A 3,754-nucleotide genomic window follows, 5' to 3' on the forward strand; every position below is an offset into this window, starting at 1 on the left:
CGCTTTCTTGGCCGCTGTCTTGGCCGGGGCCGGTTTCTCGGCGGCCAGCCGCCTGGCGACCGCCGCGCGGAAGGCCTGGTATTCCTCCTCGATCAGATCGGCGACCGTATCGGTTTCGGCCACCGCGGCCTTGCCCGAAACGATGCCGAAATCCAGCGTTTCCATATAGCTTTGCGCGGTGATGTTGAGCCCGACACCGTTGTTCGGGATCGACACCGGGTAATAGTTCTTCATCTCGTGGCCCAGCAGGTACCAGGGGCGCGGCGAACCGGGCACGTTCGACACGATCACGTTCATCGGCGGCGGCAGGCGGTCGGCGGCCCGGGTCGCCGACAGGAACTGCGTCCAGCCCTGAAGCACCTGCGGCGCCCCGATATAGCTGTATTCAAGGTGGATGACGTCCCTGACCAGCGACAGCCGGTCCTTGGCCTCGGCCATCGCCCCCTGCACCGCCGCAAGGCGATCCAGCGGATCGGGGTGGTCGGTCGCCAGGCTGGCCAGCATCAGCACCACCTGGTTGTTCATCTTGAGATCCCCGGCCTTGCGCAGCGAGGCCGGGATGCCGCCGATCAGCGGCTCGGCCGGCAATTCGCCCAGCCGTTCGAGATAGCGGCGCAGCGCCCCGCCGGCCAGCATCATCACCACGTCGTTGATCTTGGCCCCGACTGACGCCCCGAGGCTCTTGATCTCCTGCAGCGGCAGGTTCAGCGTCGCGAAACTTCTTTCGCGGCCGATGCTGACGTTGATCGGCGTGTGCGGCGCGGTGGTCGGCGCCTTGGGGTGCACGACGTCGTCAAGCACCTTGCGCGCCATCTGCTCCATCGTCTTCAGCGTCTGCGGCGCCGATTCCAGCATCGAGATCTGCTGGTGCAGCAGGTGGGAATAGGATTCCCTCAGATGCTGCGCCCAGTCCGGTTCCTGATGGTGCGGCTGGCCGCCCAGTTTCGGCGGCTCGATCTCGCTGGGTTCCGGGGACTGGTCATAGAGGATGTTCATCGTGATGATGCCCGCGCCGCCATCAAGACAGGCATGATGGGTCTTGGTATAAAGCGCGAACCCACCGTCCTCGAGCCCCTCGATGACGTAGAACTGCCACAGCGGGCGGTTGCGATCCAGCGGCACCGCATGCAGCCGTTCGACCAGCTCGTTGAGCTGCCTGCGGTTGCCCGGCCGCGGCAGCGCGTTGTGGCGGATGTGATAATCCCAGTCCAGGTCGCTTTCCTCGATCCAGATCGGATCGAAGGGCGCGAAGGCCGAGGTGCTGAGACGCTTGTGCAGATAGCTGATCAGATGAACCCTGTCGGCAATGAACTTGCGGTAATCATGAAAGATGTTGCCCTGATAATCGGCGCGCGGCTTGAAAATCGCCAGCCCGGCCACATGCATCGGGGTCTCGGGGGTCTCGTAATACAGGAAGGTCGCGTCCATGGTCGAAAGATGGGCCATAATGTTCCTCGTTCTTCGGCGGATCGGCGCTGTGCCGGTGTTGTGCCGGTGCTGTGCCGGTGCTTGGCAATCATGTCGGCGGCCCCGAGACCCGAGGGCTTTGACCGGAGTGCAGGGCCGGCGGCCACAGGCCGCCGGCGGGGTCTCGCGGATCAGCTCTTGCTGCCGATCGTCGACAGCTGGTCGATGGCCGCATGCGCCCGGTCCGAATAGGCCTTGGAGGCATCGCGCAGGGTCGCCATGCGGATATCGTTCAACTCGCGGATCCCGGTGCTCAGGGTCTCGGCGGCGGATTTCAGGAAATCCTGCTCGATCTCGCCGGCCTGCTTGAAGTCCGATTGCTGCAGGATCGACAGGGTCGCCGAAGACCGCGCATTCAGCAGGTCACCGGCCAGTTGCAGCAGGCGGGTGTTGTGCTGAACCTCGCCCTCGATGGCGATGTTCCCGGCGGTCTTGAAATCCTTCGTCGCCTTGGCCGCCGCGTCGCGCAGCTTTTCCCCGGCATCCTTGGCCCAGGCATTCACCTTGCTCGCTCCGCTGGGTTCGGCCGGTGCCGGGCTGACGGCCTCGGCCGGGGTCTTGGTCTTGGTGGTCATCGAAACTCTCCTTCTTTGCGCCAGCAAATAACAGGTGCCCGCTCTTCGGCGCATCTATTTTGCCGCTATGCGAAATATATTTCCACGATACTCGGAAGCCAATGATTTATTGGGATTCCGCCTGCTTTTTACGGGCTGAAACGGCCAGAACCGGGTCATCTTTCGGGATGCGGAACAACATCTTTCGGGATGCGGAACAAGCAGGCCCCGGAGATTGTCTCCGGGGCCTGCGGTGATTCGCGCTCTGGCGCGAAAGCCTCAATGGGCGGTCGGTTCGGGGGCGTGAAGATCCGAGAACAGGGCCCGCATGACCGGCGGCTTGGGGTCGAAGGGGCGCCATCCGCCTTCCTTCTGGGCCAGCCTGTCGGCGATCACGGCCAGCGCCAGCGGGTTGTGGCCAAGCCCGCAGTGGCTGCTTTCGAGGCCGACGTTTTCGCACTGCGGCCCCTCGGTCTCGATGCAGCATTCCCAGGCGACCACGCCATCGGTGCGGCTGAAGATCGAGGTCGTCGGCACCTGCGGCGCAGTGGCGATGTCCTCGGTCTCGCGCACCTCGTCCACGCTGTGGCCGGCCAGCGCCTCGTACAGGCGCCAGGCATTGGACGATCTCGGGTGGCCCTTGAACGGGCTGCCCAGCGTGATCACGTCGCGCACCATCTCGGGCATCGCCTTGGCCAGTTGCCGGGCGTAGATCCCGCCCAGGCTCCAGCCGATCAGGCTGACCTTCTGGCCGTGGGTCGCGTGGATCTCGCGCAGCCGCTCCTGCTTCAGCTCCTTCAGCCCCGGGCGAAACCCCTGGTTGGGCCCCAGCGCCCAGCCATAGACCGTGTAGCCCCGATTTTTCAGGAACAGTCGCATCGGCAGCGTCGACATGTCGCCGGCCGACAGGCCCGGGATCACCAGCACCGGCCGCCCGTCGCCGCGCGGCAGACGGTCGAGAAAGGGCAACGACAGGCTGAAGGCGCCGAATTCCGCCAAGGCGCGCCATTCCGCCGCCAAGAGGAACGGAGACGGCGCCTGGGCCGCGTCTGGGTTAGCTTTCATGGGGTGACCTCCTCCAAAGGGGCGGAACCGGCTCCGCCTTTCAAGATTTCCGCAGCGGTGCGGCCGCCCGCAGACGTGCCCCGGCCACGGTGATCGCTCATGCCCGTTCCAGGGCAATGGCGATGCCCTGCCCGACCCCGATGCACATGGTCGACAGCGACCGCCTGCCGCCGGTGTCGCGCAGCTCAAGCGCCGCCGAGCCGGTGATGCGGGCCCCCGACATGCCCAGCGGGTGGCCAAGGGCGATCGCGCCGCCGTTGGGGTTGACCCGGGGGTCGTCATCCGCCAGCCCGAGATCGCGCAGCACCGCCAGACCCTGGGCGGCAAAGGCCTCGTTCAGCTCGATGACGTCAAAATCTCCGATCCCGAGCCCGAGCCGCGCCATCAGCCGGCGCGAGGCGGGGGCCGGGCCGATGCCCATGATGCGGGGGGCGACACCGGCCGCCGCGCCGCCGAGAACACGGGCGATCGGGGTCAGCCCATGGGCCGCCGCCGCCCTTTCCGAGGCCACGACCAGCGCCGCCGCACCGTCGTTGACCCCCGAGGAATTGCCCGCCGTCACCGTGCCGCCGCTGCGAAACGGCGCCCGCAGCCCGGCCAGCGCCTCGGCCGTGGTCCCGGGGCGCGGGTGCTCGTCCTGCGTGACGCTGATGGGCGCCCCCCTGCGC

At 66.6% G+C, this 3,754-nt stretch carries 3 protein-coding genes and 1 pseudogene; all 4 read right to left on the bottom strand.

The window, feature by feature from the left end; all coding sequences use genetic code 11:
* On the bottom strand, positions 1-1,446 hold a 1,446-nt coding region (locus tag ABZD10_RS14230), incomplete at its 3' end, for a wax ester/triacylglycerol synthase family O-acyltransferase (protein ID WP_372887474.1).
* A gap of 152 nt (positions 1,447-1,598) precedes the next feature.
* Positions 1,599-2,042, bottom strand: a complete 444-nt coding sequence (locus ABZD10_RS14235) for a phasin family protein (RefSeq protein ID WP_372887476.1) — start codon at positions 2,040-2,042, stop codon at positions 1,599-1,601.
* 258 nt (positions 2,043-2,300) lie between these two features.
* Positions 2,301-3,086: an esterase/lipase family protein gene (locus tag ABZD10_RS14240; RefSeq protein WP_372887478.1), complete on the bottom strand. Its 786-nt coding sequence runs from the start codon at positions 3,084-3,086 to the stop codon at positions 2,301-2,303.
* Between the two features lie 97 nt (positions 3,087-3,183).
* Positions 3,184-3,754, bottom strand: a pseudogene (locus tag ABZD10_RS14245) (3-oxoadipyl-CoA thiolase); the annotation flags it as partial.

The sequence above is a fragment of the Shimia sp. genome (assembly GCF_041624275.1).
Taxonomy (GTDB): domain Bacteria; phylum Pseudomonadota; class Alphaproteobacteria; order Rhodobacterales; family Rhodobacteraceae; genus Shimia.

What these genes read in the sequence shown, in the direction of transcription:
- ABZD10_RS14240 (WP_372887478.1), bottom strand. Translation starts at nt 3,086, where the DNA reads ATGAAAGCTAACCCAGACGCGGCCCAGGCGCCGTCTCCGTTCCTCTTG.
- ABZD10_RS14235 (WP_372887476.1), bottom strand. Translation starts at nt 2,042, where the DNA reads ATGACCACCAAGACCAAGACCCCGGCCGAGGCCGTCAGCCCGGCACCG.